We start from the raw sequence: 16,357 nt of genomic DNA, 5'->3' as shown, positions 1-16,357 counted from the left end.
CATGAAGATCGGTTTTCTGTTCAATCACGACCAGGTTCATCAGGTCGCGCACGCCCTCCCGACCGCGCTGGCGATGGCGGAGGGCTACCCCGACGCGGAGATCGTCGTCGCGACCACCAACGCGCGGCTGACCGACGAAGTGCGGCGCCTGTGCGCGCGGCTCGGCGTTACCGTACCGCTGGTCGAACTGGGCCTGCGTCGTGCATCGACGCGCGCGCTGGCGAACACGCTCGAATGGGCGCTGCCGGTGACCAAGATCGGTATCTACCGCGACAATCTCGATTTCTTCCGCTCGCTCGATGCGCTGGTCGTCGCCGAGAAGACCTCGCTGCTGCTGAAGACGCGCTACGGCCTCGACGATCTCAAGATCATCCACACGCGCCACGGTGCGGGCGACCGCGCGATTGGCTTCAACAAGCACAGCGCGACGTTCGATCACGTCCTCGTCTCGGGCAGCAAGATCCGCCAGCGCCTGCGCCGCGAGGCGGGCGTGCCGTTCAACCGGATGAGCCTGATCGGCTATCCCAAGTTCGACCTCATGCCACAGCCCGCGCCGCGCCTGCCGTTCCAGGCGAACGGCAAGCCGACGGTGCTCTACAACCCACATCCGTCGCCGCATCTGTCGTCCTGGTATGCGCAGGGCCGCGCGGTGCTCGAGCATTTCCTGCACGACGACCGCTACAATCTGATCTTCGCCCCGCACGTCATGCTGTTCCACCGTAAGTTCGTGCTGACGATCGACAAGTTCCGGATCGACCGCGCCGGCGTGATCGAACAGCGCTTTCTCGACGCGCCGAACATCCATGTCGATCTCGGATCGGCCGCATCGACCGACATGACCTACACGGCGGCGGCGGACATCTATCTCGGCGACGTCAGCAGCCAGGTGTACGAATTCCTCCACACGCCGCGCCCGTGCCTGTTCCTCGACGCGCATGCGACGCCGTGGGACGGCGATGCGAACTATGCGCACTGGCAGGCGGGCGAAGTCGTCACCGGTACCCAGGACCTTGGCGCCGCGCTCGACCGCGCGGTGGCACAGCATGATCGCTATCGTCCGGTGCAGCGCGCGCTGTTCCAGCGGAGCTTCGAACTGACCGCGGAGCGCTCCGCCGTGCGTGCCGCCCGCGCGGTGATGAGCGTGCTCGGCGATACCGCCCCGGCAGTCCTGCCCGAGCGCGAACTGGAGACGGCAACCGGACTGCAGGGGTTGCGCGTAGCCTGATCCGCCGCGAGAAGGCCCGCGCGGCGCCCCTGTCGGGCGCCGCGTTTGGGATCGATCGACCACCGTGGCTCTACGCAAGGATATCTGGCGCCCCGCGATCGTGATGGCGACTGCCGAGGCGATCGTCGCACGCGGCTCGATCGAGGGGTTCCCCCTGATGTGGCTGCCGCCGATGGGCAGCTTCCAGTTTCTCGCCGACCCGTTCGGGTTGTGGCGCGACGGGCGGCTGTATGTGTTCGTCGAGACCTATGATTACCGCGTCCGGATCGGCGCGATCGAAGTCCTCGTCTATGACGCCGACTTCCGCCTGGTCGACCGTCAGCCGGTGCTCAACGAGCCCTGGCACCTTTCCTATCCGCTGGTGTTCGAGGCGGAGGGCGAGACGTGGATGCTGCCCGAGGCGCATCGCTCGAACCGGCTGACGCTGTATCGCGCGGTCGATTTCCCGGCCCGGTGGGAGCCGGCGCATGTCATCGAACTCGATCACGTCGCGGTCGATGCGACGCCGGTGTTTCACGACGGGCGGTGGTGGCTGTTCTATACCTCGGCCGACCGCGAGCCGGACAAGATGAGTGCGCTGCATGTCGCCTATGCGGACCGGCTGGCGGGACCGTGGACGCCGCACCCGATGAACCCGGTGCGGGTCGACGTCGCGAGCGCGCGACCAGGCGGGATGCCGCTGGTGATCGATGGCCGGATCGTACTGCCGGTGCAGGATTGCAGCCGGACCTATGGTGGCGCGATCCGCCCACTGACGATGACCGTTTTGACCACTGAACGGTTCGAGGCCGAGGTGGGCGACGCGATGGTCCCGCCGGCCTCTTCCGCGCCGTTCGTCGAAGGGTTTCACACGCTATCGGCGGCGGGGCCGGTGACGTTGGTCGATATGAAACGCACCGAATTGTCGTTGCACGGGCTCTCGATCGAAGCGATCCGAGAGATCAAAAAATTGCCTCCTAGAAGGCGCGCATCCGTTCGAGGATAGCGAGGCCGGTCGCAGCGAACCGGTCCGGCCCGAAAGTCGTGAGAACGCGCTCGCGACCCGCCCGCCCCATCGTTGCCAGTTGCGCCGGCTTGGCGAGCGCGCGCGACATCGCGGCGGCGAGCGCTACCGGATCGCCCGGGGGGACGGTGAAGCCGGTCTCGCCATCAACGATGCTACCGGGGAGTTCGCCGACCGCCGAAGCGATCACAGGCAGCCCAGCCTGCATCGCCTCGTGCGCCGCCACGCAAAGGCCTTCGGAGCGCGATGGCTGGACGTAGAGATGGCAGCTTGCCAGGAATACCGCGGGGTCAGCCGCATAGCCTGCGAACCGCAGCGACTTTATGCCGAGAGCGTTCGCGCGAGCTTCGAGAGCGTCCCGCTCTGCGCCGTCCCCCGCGATCACCATTTCGTACGGTGTCGAGGTATCGAGCAGCGCCAGCGCTTCGACCAGTACGTCGTAGCCCTTCACGCGGTGGAGGCGGCCGAGGGTACCGATCCGAACGGACTGGCCCGGCTGCCAAGACGTCGCCTGCAGCGCTTCGGGATCCGCGCGGAAGATCGACCATTGGACTAGGCGCTCGGGGGGAACGTGCAGTCGTTCCGCGGTCAGTCGCGTCACCGCGGTGGAGTCGCCGACCCACAGCCGCGACAGGCGCTGCATCGCGCGTAGTAGAACGCGGTTGGCTGGCTTGAGGAAAGCAGCGTGCTGCCAGCTGACGACCGGCCAGCCCCGCCGCACGCCCACGATCTGGCCGAGCAGGGTAGCACGTGTGAGCGAGGTCCAGAGATGCGTCGGCGCCCAGTCCTTGAGGGTCGCGTCGAGCCAGCGGAGCGCGGCCACGTGATCGGTCTCGCCGCCATCGCGGACGTGCACGTCGAGCCCGGCGGCGCGCATCGCGGTCTCGCCGCGACGGTCGCGTGCGGTCAGCGCGAACACCGCCACCTCCGCACCGCCGTCGCGCAACACGCCAAGCACGGCGGGCACCGGCGACGCGGCCCCGCCGCCCTCGACCGAGTTGATCACGTAAGCGATCCGCATCGGGCGATCGGTCACGCGCGCAACCCCGCAAACAGGTCGAGATACTCGGCCGCGACCGCGCCGATCCGATGATGCGCGACCAACCCCGCCAGTGCCTCCGGATCGGGCGCAGACTGCGCGAGCATCGTCGCGATCGAGCGGGCGAGCGCCTCGCTGTCGTCCAGTGGAACAACCATCCCCGCGCCCGGCGCATCCAGCAGACGTGTCGCCGGGGTACAGTCGGTCGCGACCACCGGGCGGCCCGCTGCCAGGGCCTCGACCAGGACCGCCGGATATCCTTCGAAATCGGACGCCAGCACGAACAGCCGCGCCATATCGAGCCAGGGCCGGATGTCCGTGACATACCCGACGAGCTCTACCCGATCAGCAAGCCCCAGCGTCACGCTTTGCTGGCGCAAGGCATCCGCCTCCGGGCCGTCCCCGACGATGATCAGGCGCGCCATACCTTCGGGCAGTCTTGCGAAGGCCTCGATCAACCGCGCGAACCCCTTTTCGGGGACCAGTCGCCCCGCCGAGAGCACAATCGGCGGTTGGGTTTCGGGGACTGGCAATGGCGGTGCAGCGTCGTCGCTCAGCGCCGGCAACGCGATCGTCGTCGTCACGGGGCGGCGCAGGATGCGGTCCGCCTGATCGCGCGCGACGTCCGACAGCGCGACCACGGCCTGCACCCCGCGAAGGAGGTATCGCATCCGAACCTCGAACGCCCATTGCCGCAGCCGACCGCGCTGCGGCTTGTCGAGCGCCGCGCTGACCTGCGCGACCACCGGTATCCCCGATCCGGCCAGCGCGGCGGCGACCGGCCAATGGAAATTACCGGGTATGAAGACGCCGTCGAACCGACGTTGCCCGACGAACGCGCGCGCGGCCTGCGCCAATCGCCTGCGCGAGCCCGATCCGCGTGGGATCGAAGGGTCCGCAACGACGATCTCGACCGCTTCGCCGGCCAACGCCCGAAGCGGCCCGGCATCCGAACCGGCAAAGATGGTGACTTGGACACCCCGCTTCGCCCAAGCCTCGGCCAGACGCACGGCAACGCGTTCGGTGCCGCCCAGCGCGAAATCATGAAGGACAACGAGGATCGACGGCGCGGCCATGACCGCGCGGTTAGCGCCGACACCGCGCCGACGCCAAGCTTTGTTGGGTCGGGCCCCGTGCCCCGACACGAAAGAGGAGAGCTAGGCTGGAGGCAGAGACCCCAGCGTATCCGTCACGCGCCGTCGCAGTTCGGGGTCGCGGGTGATCTCCAGCATCGCGCTCAAGCTGCCCCGCGCCGCCGTCACGTCGCCGTCGACCAGTTCCAGCCGCGCACGCTCCCACCATGCGTGACCGTAGGCGGGCGCCATCAAAGTCATCCGCGCGTACAGTTCCAGCGCGCGTCGGCCCTGTCCCGCCTGCTCCGCACGGGTCGCTTGGTTCAGCAGCAGCCGCACGAGGATCGTGCGGTTCGGCATCGTCGCGATGTGGGACACGGCTTCGGCAGGTCCGTTGTGGGACGCGAGCACCAGCGCGGCCAGCGCCTCGCGGTCGACGCGCATTCCGCCGCGAAACGGATCGACGATGACGGGTGCCGCTTCGGCCCCGACCATCACCAATACGTGCCCCGGAACATCGAGCGCGTCGGCCGTCCATCCGATCCGGCGTGCCGCACCCACGTAGAGAATGGACAGGCTTACCGGCAAGCCGCAGCGCCGGTCGATCACACGGATCAGGTCGGCGTTGGCGGGGTCGTCATAGGTCTCGCGGTCGCCGACGAAGCCGAACTCCTCGCCTAGCACTTCCGACAGGGCATCGGCACGCTCTTCCGCGGTACCGGCGCCTCGGCCGACCGTCTCGAGACGTGTCGCCACGGCGTCGATCAGAGCGCGATAAGGTATCGGGTCGGTGTCTGGATGATCGAGCAGCGCCAGCGACAGCGCGGCCTCATCGAGAATGATGTCGTCCTCGTCGAGGAGACCGAGCCGGATCAAATTGTCGTTCATCGACCGGAGATGGGTGCGCGCGGCAATGCTGCAATAGCGGGATCGGGTGACGGTCGCAGCTATCGGTGTGCTTGCGCGTTCAGGAAGATCAACGCGGAGACCATCGATGAAGCTCTATTATTCTCCCGGCGCTTGCAGCCTCGCAGATCACATCGCGCTGCACGAAGCCGGGCTCTCGTTCGAACACGAGAAGGTCGATCTCAAGGCCAAGCGGACCGAGAGCGGCGCCGACTATACAAAGATCAACCCGAAGGGTTACGTCCCTGCCCTGACGCTCGACTCCGGCGAGACACTGACGGAGAACATCGCCATCCTCGACTGGATCGCGCATCAGGACAGTGCGCTAAAACCGAGCGGGGCGATGGGGCATACCCACCTGCTCATGGCGCTCGCCTTCATCTCGACCGAGATCCACAAGAGCTTCAAGCCGTTCTTCTCCGGCGGGAGCGAGGAGGAGAAGGCGAAAGCCAGCGAGACGATCGTCAAGCGGATGGGCTATCTCTCCGACACGATCGAGGGCGACTATCTGTTCGGGGACGCCGTCAGCGTGGCGGACTGCTATCTGTTCGTGATGCTGTTGTGGGCGGCGAAGAACCAGATCGAGGCACCCGCGAAGCTGGTCGCGTTCCGCGAGCGGATGAAGGCACGTCCGGCGGTGCATAAAGCGATGTCGCATGAGGGGCCGATTTTAGTGTTCGGAGACCGGACCGGTACGAGGGATAGACCATGAAGACCGTGACGCTTCCGGGCGGGGAAACGGTTCCCGCCCTCGGGCAAGGTACCTGGATGATGGGCGAGCGGGCGAGCGAGCGTAAGGCGGAGATCGCGGCTTTACGGTCGGGGGTCGAACTCGGGATGACGCTGATCGACTCGGCCGAGATGTACGGTGACGGTGCTTCCGAAATCCTTGTCGCCGAAGCGCTTGACGGCGTTCGCAACGACATATTCCTGGTCAGCAAAGCCTATCCCCAGAACGCATCGCGCAAGCGCCTCGAACGCGCCTGCGAGGCCAGTCTCGAACGGCTGAAAACGGACAGGCTCGATCTGTACCTCCTGCACTGGCGCGGATCGGTACCATTCGCGGAGACGGTCGAGGCAATGGAGGCGCTCCAGGCGGCGGGAAAGATCCGTCACTGGGGCGTCAGCAATCTCGATACCGATGACATGGACGAGTTGCTGGCGGCTGGCGGGAGTGCGTGTGCGACCGACCAGATTCTGTACAACCTGACGCGGCGTGGCCCGGAACACGACCTTCTGCCGTGGCTTCGCCAGGCGCACATGCCGGCGATGGCGTATAGTCCGGTCGAGCAGGGACGGCTCGTTGCGGACCGAACGCTCGTTCGCATCGCGGAAACCATCGGCGCGACGCCCGTGCAGGTCGCGTTGGCCTGGGTCCTGCAAAACGACGACATGATCGCGATCCCGAAAGCTGGGAACGTCGCGCACGTACGGGAGAACCGTGCAGCCGCGGACCTCGTGCTGTCCAGAGAAGACGTAGCAGCGCTCGATGCCGCATTTCCGCGACCGAAGACGGCGGGACCTTTGGAAATGCTGTAAGACGACGTCGAGCGTTACTGCATGAGAAAACGCTGACGGCAAAGGCTTGAGCGGTCGTCTTAACTGGTTAACGCGTTCGCATCGCCCGACTAAATGCGACGGATCACAGACACGCCGGCTATTTTGTTCGTTTCTTTTACACCCTTGCCGTCCAAGGATAGTCGGATGAGTGGCTTGATTTCCCGCCTCAGGCAATTGCGGCATTCCGACCAGTCGATTGCAGCCTCGGTACGTGCGACGCTGCTAGAGTCGCTTTACGCGTCGCCGCAATCCTTGGTGATCGGTGCACTGACCAGCAGCGGCATCATGGGGATCGTCGCGTACGTCAGCGGAAATCTGGCGATGATCGCGTGTGCCGTGGCGATCGCGCTCGTCGCCGGTATCAGGGTCGGCGATGCCCTGGGGCGGCAACGGCAACGGCGGCCGGCACCGGACCGCGTGAAGGGAAGCTGGACCAAGCGGCAGGAGTTTCTCTATCGATCCGGCGCGCTGGGCTATTCGGCGTTGCTGGGCACGTTCGGCCTGCTCACGCTGGTGCATACGAATGACGGCGTACTCCAACTGCTCGCGGTGACCACGACGATCGGGTACGCGGCGGGCATCGCCGGGCGCAACGCCGGCCGACCGTGGATCGCCCTGTCACAGCTTTGCTTCGCGTCCCTGCCGCTGACGGTGGGACTGATCGTCTCGCTGCAGCCGCTCAAGATGGCATTGGCGCTGGTGATCGTCCTGTTCGTCGTCGCGATGATGGACATCACGTTGCAGACCTATGGCGTCATCCTGAAGGCGACACTCGTTTCGCGCGAGAAGGCGGCATTGGCGGAGCATCATGCCGCCATCGCGCGTCGCGACGACCTGACCGGCGTCGCCAACCGGACCGCGTTCCGCGAACAGTTCGAGGCGCGCTTGCAGGCGCTCGGCCGCAGCGAAACGCGGCTGGCGATCTACTGGCTCGATCTCGACCGGTTCAAGGAGATCAACGACTCGTTCGGTCATCTGGCCGGCAACGCGCTGCTCGCGGGCGTGGCCCAGCGGCTGAACGACGCCTTCGGCACGACCGGGATCGTCGCGCGGCTTGGCGGCGACGAGTTCGCGGTGATCTGCGAAGTGATCCAGCTGTCGGACGCCTCGGCGATCGGCCAGCGTATCATCGACTTGGTCGAGCAGCCGGTGCATCACGACGGGCGCACGCTGCACGTCGGCGCATCGCTCGGCATCGCGATCGCGCCACCCGATGGCACCGATGCCGACACGTTGCTGAAGAACGCGGACCTTGCCCTCTACCGCGCGAAGGACAGCGGCCGCGGTCAGATGCGCTTTTACGAACCGTTGATGGACGAGAAGATCGAGCGGACGCGCGACCTCGGCGCGGAGATGCAGGGCGCGCTCGAACGTGGCGAGTTCCATCTCGTCTTCCAGCCGATCTTCGACCTGACCGGCGACCGCATCCTCTCCTGCGAGACATTGCTGCGCTGGACCAACCGGCGGCATGGCGCGATTTCCCCTGCCGAGTTCATCCCAATCGCCGAGGACAATGGCCTGATCGTCGCGATCGGCAGCTGGGTGATCCGCGAGGCGTGTCGGATCGCGAGCAGCTGGCCCAACGACGTGACCATCGCCGTCAACCTGTCGCCGATCCAGCTGCGATCGGCGAACTTGCCGACGGTGATCATGAGTGCGCTTGCGGCGGGCGGTTTCGCGGCGGAGCGTCTCGAACTCGAGGTAACGGAGTCCGTCCTGCTCGAGGATATCGAGGCGTCGTTGGCGGCACTGGATGCAATCAATCGGCTGAATGTGCGGACGACGCTCGACGATTTCGGCACGGGCTATTCCTCGCTCAGCTACCTGACCAAGTTCCCCTTCCAGACCCTGAAGATCGATCGGTCCTTCATCGCCGACCTCGAGCAAAGCCCGGCCTCGGTGGCGATCGTCCAGACCGTGATCGAGCTGGCGGCCAAGCTCGGCATGCGGACGGTAGCGGAGGGCGTCGAAACGCATGCGCAACTCGAGCAACTGCGGCGCACGCGGTGCGATGCGGTACAAGGGTTCCTGCTGGCGCATCCGATGCCGGCAAGCATGGTCGCGACCATGCTTGCCGGCGACGACGTCAAGGCACTGGGGCGCTCCTGACCGCTGGCCTACGCGGCCTTGTCCAGCAACCGTGTCTGCGCACCGACGAGGCGGCGCATCAGTTTCAGGTCCGCCTCGCTGAGCCGCAAGGCGGCGTCGGCCCATAGGTCGACAACGGCCTCGAGTTCGCCGAGCGGCAGCGGATTGACCGACCGCGACGCCTCGTAGATCGCGCAGTGCCCGCTATGCCGACGACGGTTTTGGCGAATGTAGCGCTCGACTTCGGCACGGCCCATGCCGGGATCGGCGAGCGCGTGGACGATGCCGAGCTCGTACAGTTCTTCGGCGGTGTACGACCGACCGCTCAGGATCATCTGTTCCGCCCGCGCCGCGCCCAGGCGCCGGGACAGGAAACAATGCGCCCCCATGCCGGGAAAGAGACCGAAATTGGTTTCGGGCAGGCCGAAATGCGTGCCGCGTTCGGCGACCACGACGTTGAACGACAACAGCGCCTCGAACCCACCCCCCAGCGCATCGCCTTCCACCAACCCGATCGTGATGATCGGTTGATTGAGGCTCAGCATGTTGCGATGCAGGATATGGACACATGCACGGCCGTAGCGGACGAGCGCCTCCCGATCGCCGTTGCGGATGTGGGCCGAGAAGAGATCGAGGTCACCGCCCAGGGAAAATACGCCGGGAAAACGAGATCCGAGGACGACATACCGGATCGGCATGGTAGCCGACGACCGTGCGGCTGCTATGTCGTTCTGCCACTGAGTGAACTCGGCGAGCAAACTAGGGTTGAAGCTCGGTCGGCTGCGTTGGCGCATGTACGTCCAGAGGGTTTCGAGTTCGCTGTCGAAATGCGTTTCCAGGTCGACGAACTCGAACGGGCGCCGGCTGGGCACCGCGCTCAAGGAATGAATTGAGGCCTCGTGAAGCTCTTGGTGCCTTTCGGAGGGTATGGAGGGGGAATATTCGAAGGTCATTGCGACGTCCTTTTTTACAAGCAGCGATCTGCTGCGCGAAAAGGTTACGTCGGAATCCGAAATCCAAGCTGGGATTCGGTCGGCAATTGCGGTGGTTGGTCGTGCGTTCGGGACTTTACAGCCCGATCGCTGCGCGCAGGGTTATAGTCCTCGGTCGGATGGGAACGGTCTGCGTGCTCGTTGCCAGCGTGAACGGATTGCCGAAACCGAAACTGTTGCCGCGGCTGTCGAGCAGGTTGTCGACGGCGATCGACCAGTGCCACGGCCCGCGGTCGATCGTCGCGCCGGCGTCGATCGTCGCGTAGTTCCCCGCCGGACGATCCAGCAAGGGATCGAAGCTCAGTCGCGTACGGCCGGTATAGCGCGCGACACCGTAAACCGAGGCGGGCGAGCCGAACGCGACGAGGGTTCGGGATGCCGTCAGTCGAGACGATATGTCGGGAACGACCGGCAGGCGCCGATCGTCGCGATCGAGGCCGGTGTTTGACGACGGCGACGTCAGGCGGGCGCGTTGCAGCGTGGTCCCGAAATCGATCGTGATCGGGGACAGGTTCAGGACGCCGCCGAGTTCGACGCCGTAGTTTACTGCATTGCCCGCATCGACCGTACCGAGAAGTCCGTCGGGGCCGACCGTATCGCTGCGCAAATGCTGCCACGCCGAACCGAACACGGCACCGTGGAAGGCAAGCCGGTGACGTGCGACGCGGATGCGCCAGCCGAGTTCTAGGCTCTGGAGTTCGTCGCCAGGAATCCGGAGATTGGTCGGATCGGCGGTTCGGCTGATCCCCGCGGGCCTCACGGCGCTGGCATAACGCAGCCATAACAGGCCGAGATCGTCGCGATGCCAGCTGAGAGTTCCGCTGGGGGTAATACCGATACGGTTGGCGCGAACACGGCCGGGTGCCTGTTGTTCAAGATGGCTCGACGTCGAGAACGCCCGCAGCCCGAGCTTGAAATCGAGCGCGTTCGAGAGGCGCTGCGTACCCTCGGTGAACACGGCGAGATCCGTGACGTCCTCCTCGTCGCGTCGCGCGTCGATGGTGTCGTCGCCGATCGACGTGAAGCGCCCCTTCAGAAGGCTGGTCGAATGCAGGATGGTCGCACCGATGATCCAGGGATGGCGCGCGGTCGGGTCGCTCAGCCGGACTTCTTGCGACAGCAACCGCGCGGAGCGATCCTCGATATAGGCGACCGGCGATGCCACGCCGAGCGACGATGCCAGAATGCTCGCATCATAGGTGCTGCCGAACTCCTGGTCGACATAGGCCGTCGTGGCCTGCGCCTCGAGTTTGCCGATCGGCCCCCGCACCGTCAGCGCCCCGGATGTGAAGTCGTTGTCCTGCGGCTCGGCGATCCGCGTGGCGCGCGACAGGCCACTGGTCGCATATTGGCTGTCGCGCGCGTCGATGCGTTGGGCGACGCCGCTCAGGGTCGCCGACCACCCCCCGCCGATCGACCAGCGCAGCGCGGAACGGCCACCGACCCGCCGCGTGCGGTTTACGTCGCGCCGGTCGCGCCCGGTATCGTCGATCCAGCCGGGCATCGTCTCGATCCAGCCCGAAGCCCGAAGCGCGACCGTACCGGTGACGATCGGCAGGTTGAACATCCCCTCGACCGCGCCACCGACCGCACCATTGTTGATCCCCGTCCCCTCGACCGCGACGCCGCCCGCGAGCCGATCCAGGTCCGGCGCGGCGGTCACGACACGAACGACCCCGCCGAGCGCGCCGGTGCCGTAGAGCGTGCCCTGCGGTCCGCGCAATATCTCGATCCGGTCCACATCGACGAGCCGCAGGTCGGGATCGGGTGAAGAATAGCCGATCCGCGCATCGTCCAGGTACAGGCTGACGAGCGACTGGCTGGTGCCGTTGAACGCGCTGTCGGCAACACCGCGAAGAAAAATCCGGTCACGGCCCGGGCCCAGGTTCGTAGAAAATGCCCCGTCGGTCGTCGCCATGACGTCCGTCAGTCCGCGTCGCCCCGCCAGCTGACCCAAGGTAGGTGCACCGACTATGCTGATCGAAGCGGGAAGATCGGACAGTCTTTCGTCGCGCTTGCTGGCGATGACGACGATATCACCGGTCACCAGCGTCCCCGCGGCGTCACCGCGCCGCGCTAGCGCGTGCGGTGGTTTTGCCGGAATAGCCTCGATCCGCCACATGGTCGCATCGACCTGCACCGCGCGCAGCTGGCTTCCGGCCAACATGCGGCGTACGGCCTGCGCTACATCAGTAGAATGGTCGACCCGCTTGACGACGAGATCCGGCAATCCGCCGGCCATCCCGATCGAGATGCCGGTCTGGCTTGAAAGCGACTCCAGCGCAGACCGTAACGGTCCCGCAGGGATCGTGATCGAGCGCCTGGCCTGTGGAGCCCGTTCAGCGTCCGCCGGCGGCACCCAGATGAACGACGCCAGCAACCCGACGAACGCGTATCGGCAACACTGCCTGTAGCTGATCGACGAGCCGCGATCCGTCACCAATCGTCAATACCCCGGAAAAGCGCAGGTTCGCCGCCGATGCGTCAACGGTCAACGGGCTGTCCGCATACCGCGCGATATCCGCCGCAACCAGTGGCAATGGTGCCCCGTCATAGTCGAGGCGGCCGTCGGTCCAGTCGGACACGCGTGCAGGATCGACCTTTCGCCGTTCGGCAGTCTGTTTGTTCGGCGTGATATCCAGGCTCTGGCCCGCGTGCAGCGTCGTTGCGTCGGACGGCGTGCCACCGACGGGCGTGACGCTCACCATACCCTCGGCGACGGTGACGGCGACCCGTCCCCGCGCGCTGACGACATCGAACGTCGTGCCGAGATCGCGTACTTCGTATCCGCCCGCGCGAACCATCAGGACGCGCGAAGGATCGTGCCGGACGGCAAAGTTCGCCGCGCCTTGTGCGATCTCGATCACCGGACTGCCGCCGCCACTGACGGACACGCGAGAGCCGCGATCGATATGCATGCGACTGCCATCGGCAAGCGTCACCGACCGGGTTTCGCTGCGACCCGTCTCATAGGCCTGCGCCGCGTCGTCGCCCGACGGCGCAACCAACATGAACGCCAGCCCCGCGGCAAGCGCTCCACCGGAACCGAGCGCCGCCCACTGCCACCGGCGACCGCGCGATGCTGCAACGGGTACGACGTCTCGGTCGGCATTGCCCGTGTGGTCGTCGTTTGCCGGCAGGCGCGCGGCGATCGCCGGTGCGGCAGCGACGAACTCCGCATCGATACTCGCGATCGAATCATAGGCAGCGCGATGGACCGGGTCGGCCGCCAGCCACTCGCCAAAGCAGTCCCAGTCCATATCCGGCGCGTCGAGACGCGAATGCCACGTCGCAGCCGCTTCGGCGGCGCTATCCGGCACAGCGTACGTGTCAGTCATGCGTCCCCCTTTCCGGCGGATGCCCCCCGCCTGTGTCAGGATCGACGCGACCCGCGCCAATCCTGCAAACCTCTCCCGATGAATATCGGACCGCTTGACAGACGCCGCGGCGCGGATCGAACCGCAGCCCTCCCCCTAAATCATTCATCCAACGCCTTTCTCAAATGTCGGAGAGCGACGGCGATGTGTTTTTCGACAGCACTACGCGAAATGCCGAGTTCGGCGGCGATGTCGGCGTGGGACACGCCGTCGACACGATGGCGGCGGAATACGCGCATCGCTCCCTCGGGGGGGCCGGACAGCGCGGCTGCCAGCCGATCGAACCGCTCGCGGCTGGCGACCGCGTCGAATGCGGAGGGCGCATCGTCGACCGCTTCCACACCGACGATCGACGTCGTCGCGTCGACATAGCCAATGTCTCGGCGCTGACGACGGCCATTCGCACGGACACGGTCGAGCACGATGTTCATGCCGACGCGGTGCAGATACGCTAGCGGATTGGCGATCGGTCCCGTTGCCTGTCCCAGCGACGGCTGCGCCGTGTGGAGCCAGATTTCCTGCACGACGTCCTCGGCCTCCGCGACGCTGCCCGTCCGCGCCGTAAAGAACCGGACAAGCCGGCCACGGTTGGCAGCGAGTACGGCGGACAGACCTTCGGACTGGCCCGCGGAAGGTATTGTATCTGGGTCGGCTACGGCATTCCTCCGAGGCTCATCGTCGCTGAGAGAGCGTCTTGCTCCTGCCCGTTCGGGATGTCGCCCTGAAAAATAAGACCGTCGGCGTCGGATCAGCGGATCAGCGGATCAGGATGCCGAGTGATTGGGCAGGATCCCGGTACGGCCGAAAAATCGGATCGCCGCGGCGGCAAGGGTTAGGACCGCATAGGCCGGAATGGCAAGGTAGAACAGCGGACAACTCCAGGCGGAGCGCTGGTGTACGAAGGCATCGATCAGGCGTCCGTCGCCGCGAAAGTCGCAGAGCGGCACCGCAGCCTCGGGCGGCTCGACTTCCCAGGCTGGGTCGTGATCCGGAACGTGTATCGGTTGCAGGACGAAATGGGTCGCGGTCATCGACATGATCCTTCTCTCCTCACCAGATTCTCGTTCGCGTACAGTGTCAGCAGCGCGTCGAAGTGATCGTCCATCGTGCGCACCGGCGCCGCCGCGCGTGGCATACGACTGGTGCGGGCGACCGAAAGGATCGCCTCGGACGCCGCCGGCGCGTCGCTGGACCGATACAAGACGCCACCGGATTTGCGCGCGAGGTCGGCGGCGCCGCCGCGATCGGGTGCGATCAGCGGCAGGCCCGACGCGATCGCCTCGGCGGCGACGAAGCAGAAGGTTTCCGCCTCGCATCCGTGGATCAAGGCATCCGCGCTCGCCATCATTCGGGCAAGTGCCGCCCGATCGGTGGTCGGTTCGAGCAGGCGGACGTGCGGATTGCCGTCGATCGCCTCGATCACTGGCCGCTGCCGCGATCCGCCGCCGACGATGACGAGGCCTACCGGCGCCTGCGCCCCCGCCATGGTCGCCGCCTGCGCAATCATCGGCCAGCGCTTTTCCGGTGCGTGGCGTCCAACCCCGATCAACAGCATCGCGTCTTCGGGGAGGCCGCATAGCGCCAGCATCTCGCGACGCACGGTCATGTCGCGAAGCGCCGGCGAGAACTGTCCGGGTTCGACGCCCATCGGGTCGGTCAGCACCTTTTGCAGGCCGCCCTCCCGCAACCGCTGGCTCAGGCTGTCGCTTGCGCTGACGATCATGTCGAAGCGTTGGTCGAGGCGGCGTAAGTGGCGCCAATACCATTCGAACGCGCGGTCGATCGTCTGCGTCGTGGCGACGCCGCCGAACCAGCGATAGGCATAGGCCGCCAGCGGATCGGCATGCGCGATCAACGCGAGCCGCGCCCGGGCGCCGCGTTCGCTCTTCCAGTCCGCGACCATCGACGCACTGCGCCACGGCGACGAGACTTCGACGAGGTCCGGATCTTCTTCGTCGAGCACGCGGTGCAGCGCTGAGCGATCGGAGAAATAGCGGTAGGATCGGTCGAGCGGAAACCGCGGCGAGCGTACCCAGCGTATCCGCGCGTTCGGGCCGCGACGTTCCTCGCCGGCGCGCTCGCCCGGTGCGACGACCACCATCTCATGCCCGCGTTCGGCGAAGGCGACGAGCTTGCGGTCGACATAGGTGCGGACCCCGCCGCCGCTGGGCGTGTAGAAGGCGCAGACATCAACGATCTTCATGACGGCCCTCCCCTTCCGACATAGCTGCGCCCGGCAACAGATCGGCGTAGCGGGCAACCGTGCGGCGGCCCGCCAGACACCGGATGGTCCGATCGATACTCGTCATCAGCGACTCCTTCGTGACGTCGCCGGGGTGAACGGCCACCCGCAAGGTCGGCAGCCAGTCCGGCAGGGTACGGGCCGCCGCGGCGACCGCGAGCGAACTGGCGGTGCGCGCGGGGGATCGGCTTGCCCAGGTGACGACCGGACCGCGCGCGACGACCGCGTCGTTGGCCGGACGCCAGACCCGGAAATGGTCCTCCGCGAGCGCGAAATCGCACGCCTTCAGCGCCGACCTCGCGCCCGGGCCGTAGAGCCACGCCGGCGCGATGAAGCCCGCGACGGGTCCGCCGATCGCCTGTTCGACCATATCGCGTCCGGCGCGCATTCGGTATTCGGCCTCGTCCGCGCTGAGCCCGAGGAACTCGCCCTCGCCCGCGGTCATGTAGCGCGCCTTCATCGTCGCCGTCGGCCCTCGGTGCGCACTGGTGTCGCGGTGGAACCAGCCGTGGAGGAACATCTCGACCCCCGCATCGGCCCATTCGCGCAACCGGCGCGCGAACGCCGGCGTCCGGTCGAGCGGGGCCGCCCCCCAGTGATCGGGGACGACCAGCATCGCGAACCGCGGCCCCCCAAGGATCGCGCCGATCATCTCGGCCAGTCGCTCGATGGGGTCGGCGAATGCCGGCGAGACATCGTGGATCGACACGATGAGGCGCCGGTCTGGTGACGGCGGGCGCACGGCCTTTGGCAGGGCGTTCACGACAGAAGGTCGAGCAGCTTGGGCACACACATGCCCGGGAGACGGCACCGCGCGGTCCGAACCGCAGTCCGCCAGATTATTTTTCGCGT

General features: G+C 66.4%; 15 protein-coding genes. 5 read left to right on the top strand and 10 right to left on the bottom strand.

Annotation, left to right across the window (positions count from 1 at the left end; all coding sequences use genetic code 11):
* Nucleotide 1 precedes the first annotated feature (1 nt).
* Both C8J25_RS05970 and C8J25_RS05965 read left to right on the top strand, forming a co-directional pair.
* The gene (locus C8J25_RS05970) at nucleotides 2-1,225 is read left to right on the top strand and encodes a hypothetical protein (RefSeq protein WP_107953150.1); all 1,224 of its coding nucleotides are present in this window, start codon (nucleotides 2-4) and stop codon (nucleotides 1,223-1,225) included.
* Nucleotides 1,226-1,289: 64 nt separating this feature from the next.
* Entirely contained in the window at nucleotides 1,290-2,210 is a 921-nt protein-coding gene (locus tag C8J25_RS05965; RefSeq protein WP_107953147.1) for a glucosamine inositolphosphorylceramide transferase family protein, read from the top strand.
* Here C8J25_RS05965 and C8J25_RS05960 read toward each other — a convergent pair.
* From C8J25_RS05960 to C8J25_RS05950, 3 genes are all read right to left on the bottom strand, one after another.
* On the bottom strand, nucleotides 2,182-3,264 hold the full coding sequence (locus tag C8J25_RS05960; RefSeq protein WP_244186821.1) for a glycosyltransferase family 4 protein: 1,083 nt from the start codon (nucleotides 3,262-3,264) through the stop codon (nucleotides 2,182-2,184). The genes C8J25_RS05965 and C8J25_RS05960 overlap by 29 nt on opposite strands.
* A complete protein-coding gene (locus C8J25_RS05955; RefSeq protein WP_107953145.1) occupies nucleotides 3,261-4,343 on the bottom strand; it encodes a glycosyltransferase in 1,083 nt (360 codons plus the stop codon). Before C8J25_RS05955 ends, C8J25_RS05960 begins: the two co-directional genes overlap by 4 nt.
* An 81-nt stretch (nucleotides 4,344-4,424) precedes the next feature.
* Nucleotides 4,425-5,228, bottom strand: coding sequence for a SirB1 family protein (locus C8J25_RS05950; protein ID WP_107953143.1), 804 nt, complete (start codon nucleotides 5,226-5,228; stop codon nucleotides 4,425-4,427).
* A gap of 106 nt (nucleotides 5,229-5,334) precedes the next feature.
* Between C8J25_RS05950 and C8J25_RS05945 the strand changes: the two genes are divergently transcribed.
* The 3 genes from C8J25_RS05945 to C8J25_RS05935 all read left to right on the top strand — a co-directional run bounded on the left by C8J25_RS05945 (nucleotide 5,335) and on the right by C8J25_RS05935 (nucleotide 8,915).
* Complete coding sequence (locus C8J25_RS05945; protein WP_107953141.1) at nucleotides 5,335-5,958, top strand: glutathione S-transferase family protein; 624 nt, start codon at nucleotides 5,335-5,337, stop codon at nucleotides 5,956-5,958.
* Complete coding sequence (locus C8J25_RS05940; protein WP_107953139.1) at nucleotides 5,955-6,785, top strand: aldo/keto reductase; 831 nt, start codon at nucleotides 5,955-5,957, stop codon at nucleotides 6,783-6,785. The genes C8J25_RS05945 and C8J25_RS05940 overlap by 4 nt, the downstream gene beginning before the upstream one ends.
* A 165-nt stretch (nucleotides 6,786-6,950) precedes the next feature.
* Complete coding sequence (locus C8J25_RS05935; protein ID WP_167397669.1) at nucleotides 6,951-8,915, top strand: putative bifunctional diguanylate cyclase/phosphodiesterase; 1,965 nt, start codon at nucleotides 6,951-6,953, stop codon at nucleotides 8,913-8,915.
* An 8-nt stretch (nucleotides 8,916-8,923) separates the two neighbouring features.
* Here the strand turns inward: C8J25_RS05935 and C8J25_RS05930 are convergent, their stop codons facing one another.
* From C8J25_RS05930 to C8J25_RS05900, 7 genes are all read right to left on the bottom strand, one after another.
* Nucleotides 8,924-9,847: a crotonase/enoyl-CoA hydratase family protein gene (locus C8J25_RS05930; RefSeq protein ID WP_107953134.1), complete on the bottom strand. Its 924-nt coding sequence runs from the start codon at nucleotides 9,845-9,847 to the stop codon at nucleotides 8,924-8,926.
* A gap of 115 nt (nucleotides 9,848-9,962) precedes the next feature.
* Nucleotides 9,963-12,326, bottom strand: a complete 2,364-nt coding sequence (locus C8J25_RS05925) for a TonB-dependent receptor (RefSeq protein ID WP_146173304.1) — start codon at nucleotides 12,324-12,326, stop codon at nucleotides 9,963-9,965.
* Entirely contained in the window at nucleotides 12,226-13,224 is a 999-nt protein-coding gene (locus tag C8J25_RS05920) for a FecR family protein (protein ID WP_146173303.1), read from the bottom strand. The genes C8J25_RS05925 and C8J25_RS05920 overlap by 101 nt, the downstream gene beginning before the upstream one ends.
* 140 nt (nucleotides 13,225-13,364) lie before the next feature.
* A complete protein-coding gene (locus C8J25_RS05915) occupies nucleotides 13,365-13,874 on the bottom strand; it encodes an RNA polymerase sigma factor (RefSeq protein WP_107953127.1) in 510 nt (169 codons plus the stop codon).
* Nucleotides 13,875-14,027: 153 nt separating this feature from the next.
* Nucleotides 14,028-14,294, bottom strand: a complete 267-nt coding sequence (locus C8J25_RS05910) for a hypothetical protein (protein WP_146173302.1) — start codon at nucleotides 14,292-14,294, stop codon at nucleotides 14,028-14,030.
* Nucleotides 14,291-15,466: a glycosyltransferase gene (locus C8J25_RS05905; RefSeq protein ID WP_107953122.1), complete on the bottom strand. Its 1,176-nt coding sequence runs from the start codon at nucleotides 15,464-15,466 to the stop codon at nucleotides 14,291-14,293. The genes C8J25_RS05910 and C8J25_RS05905 overlap by 4 nt, the downstream gene beginning before the upstream one ends.
* On the bottom strand, nucleotides 15,453-16,268 hold the full coding sequence (locus C8J25_RS05900; RefSeq protein ID WP_244186820.1) for a DUF2334 domain-containing protein: 816 nt from the start codon (nucleotides 16,266-16,268) through the stop codon (nucleotides 15,453-15,455). The genes C8J25_RS05905 and C8J25_RS05900 overlap by 14 nt, the downstream gene beginning before the upstream one ends.
* Between the last annotated feature and the right edge of the window lie 89 nt (nucleotides 16,269-16,357).

Origin of the sequence: Sphingomonas faeni (assembly GCF_003053745.1) — a bacterium.
GTDB lineage: Bacteria > Pseudomonadota > Alphaproteobacteria > Sphingomonadales > Sphingomonadaceae > Sphingomonas > Sphingomonas faeni.
This window is presented reverse-complemented; position numbering and strand designations above follow the sequence as displayed.

Coding starts and splice junctions, on each gene's coding strand:
- C8J25_RS05970 (WP_107953150.1), top strand. CDS start 2: ATGAAGATCGGTTTTCTGTTCAATCACGACCAGGTTCATCAGGTCGCG.
- C8J25_RS05955 (WP_107953145.1), bottom strand. CDS start 4,343: ATGGCCGCGCCGTCGATCCTCGTTGTCCTTCATGATTTCGCGCTGGGC.
- C8J25_RS05950 (WP_107953143.1), bottom strand. CDS start 5,228: ATGAACGACAATTTGATCCGGCTCGGTCTCCTCGACGAGGACGACATC.
- C8J25_RS05945 (WP_107953141.1), top strand. CDS start 5,335: ATGAAGCTCTATTATTCTCCCGGCGCTTGCAGCCTCGCAGATCACATC.
- C8J25_RS05940 (WP_107953139.1), top strand. CDS start 5,955: ATGAAGACCGTGACGCTTCCGGGCGGGGAAACGGTTCCCGCCCTCGGG.
- C8J25_RS05935 (WP_167397669.1), top strand. CDS start 6,951: ATGAGTGGCTTGATTTCCCGCCTCAGGCAATTGCGGCATTCCGACCAG.
- C8J25_RS05930 (WP_107953134.1), bottom strand. CDS start 9,847: ATGACCTTCGAATATTCCCCCTCCATACCCTCCGAAAGGCACCAAGAG.
- C8J25_RS05920 (WP_146173303.1), bottom strand. CDS start 13,224: ATGACTGACACGTACGCTGTGCCGGATAGCGCCGCCGAAGCGGCTGCG.
- C8J25_RS05910 (WP_146173302.1), bottom strand. CDS start 14,294: ATGACCGCGACCCATTTCGTCCTGCAACCGATACACGTTCCGGATCAC.
- C8J25_RS05905 (WP_107953122.1), bottom strand. CDS start 15,466: ATGAAGATCGTTGATGTCTGCGCCTTCTACACGCCCAGCGGCGGCGGG.